This window comes from Moorena sp. SIO3I6, assembly GCF_010672095.1.
On sequence record NZ_JAAHHU010000822.1, the window covers coordinates 1 to 2,140 of the forward strand.

Annotated in this window: 1 protein-coding gene and 1 pseudogene; both read right to left on the minus strand. The window is 45.7% G+C overall.

Annotated features, from left to right (window positions below):
- A pseudogene (locus tag F6K49_RS43145) lies at positions 1 to 1,942 on the minus strand (peptidase domain-containing ABC transporter); the annotation flags it as partial.
- A partial coding sequence (locus F6K49_RS43150; protein WP_293107772.1) for a hypothetical protein occupies positions 1,905 to 2,140 on the minus strand: 236 nt, incomplete at its 5' end. The gene F6K49_RS43150 and the pseudogene F6K49_RS43145, both read right to left, overlap by 38 nt.

Here is a 2,140-nt window from a genome sequence, read left to right on the forward strand (position 1 = left end):
TAATCCGTTCCATAGCAATTACTACTTCCTGGAATTGATTCCATAACACCGTTAACCGCTGGAAGGGAGTAATAATATTTCCCAGCAGCATATTGAATGCCACTAATTGTCCAATGGTTAACTGATTCTGAATCACTAACCACGCTCCATACCACAGCAGGCTTGTGGTTACTACGGCTTCAATAGCATTACTAAAAATTTGCAGACGATTGCTGATAACTTGCCCATCAAAACTTGTCTTAATTTCCTTATTTAATAACTCCTCCCAATGCCAACGTACTGTTTGTTATACTGCGGTTGATTTTACCGTACTTACACCGGAAAGCGCTTCAATTAGATAACTATTTTCTTTAGCCATCGATAGAAATATTTCCCGAGAAATCCTCCGTAAAAACGGTGTCGCAATCAATGCTAGCAATAAGAATGGCGGCACAATTACTAAGGCCAATAACGCCATTTTCCAGCTGTACCAAACCATCAATCCTACATAGATAAATACCGTTACTAAATCCAGCAGAATTGATAACGCCTCACCGGTAAGGAACCGCTCAATCTTGCGGTTTTCCTGAACCCGTGATATAATGTCACCAACATAGCGGGACTCAAAAAACGAAAGAGGCAACCGCAGTGTATGGCGAATAAATCCTACAATCAGTGCTGCATCTACTTTATTAGCCGTGTGGTCTAGTAGATATTGCCGCAACCCCATCATTGCCACTCGAAACAGGCTAAATATCAGCAGCCCTAAGCCCACCGCCATTAAGGTTAGCCCAGAGCGCTGCACCACCACTCGGTCTAAAATTAGCTGGGTGAATAGAGGTGTAATTAATCCAAATATCTGGATAAATAAGGAAGCAAGAAATACCTCTAACACTACTAACCCATGGGGTTTGATTAATTCAAAGAATTGCCAGAAGGGAGTAGTCGTTTCAATAGCATCCTTGAGTAATGCTGTTGGTTGTAGCAGCAGTGCATAACCGGTCCAATCGGCGTTAAATTCTCGATGGGTGAGACTACGTTGACCAATGCCAGGGTCACAAACAATCACTCGTTTCCGAGTAATTTCATAAACGACAATATAGTGTTTACCTTCCCAATGGACTATAGCTGGCAATTTTTGCTTCGCTAGCTGGTCAAGACTGGCTTTAACTGGACGAGTAGAAAAGCCAATACTTTCCGCTGCTGCTGATAGTCCTCGCAATGATGCGCCATTGCGGTCAACATTAGCGATATCCCGCAAGCGATTCACACTAAACCGTTTACCCCAATAGCGAGATACCATTACCAAACATGCGGCACCACAGTCAGAACCACTCTGCTGGGCAAAAAACGGATAGCGTCGGATTACCCGTTGCCATAAATGCCCTGCTTGCTGGGTCGGGTTAGGAAAGTAAGCTTTGCTAACTTTTTTCTGGGATTTCTGGGACTTGGCTTCCCCAGACCGAGACTGGGAGATGGTCAGATGGGGGGATGGGGATATGGGGGGATAGTCAGATGGAGTGATAGGGGGAGTAGGGGAGCTAACTAGTAGGGCATTACGAGCTTGGGCCTGACTCCAAAAATGCTCTCGGATTTCGGGATACTTATTGATCAGGGGAAACAAGACTTCCCCCGGTACAAAGCATAGCTTTAGCTTCAGAGAAGCTCTAGCGCTATAGCTGGCTAAGTCAGCGGAGGGAAACAAGGTCAATTCCCCAAATGATGCCCCTGTTTCTAAGCTGGCAATTAAGTCACCGGCCTGATTCAGCAACCTTACTTTTCCAGCAATAATAATGTAGATACCAGCTGATGCCTGAGTGCCTTGCCAAAATTTACCTACCTTGGGCTCTATTAATGTCAAGTGTTTGAGAAAGCGCTGGCATTCCTGTATTGGAAGAGCTGTACCGAGAGTCTGGCTGAGTTGTTCAGGGGAAATCAACGGAGTAGATGCACTTTGAACCATGGATGTCTAAATCTGATCTAGAGAGAGTGGTGGATAACAATTCTCGAGAATCAGCACTAGAAGCTGATTGCAGGTCACAAATGATAATGCGATTGGCCGTAGGCCACGCTACGGGATGCTCGGTACGAGCCGCTACGGGATGCTCGGTACGAGCCGCTACGGGATGCTCGGTACGAGCCGCTACGCGAACGCTACTAG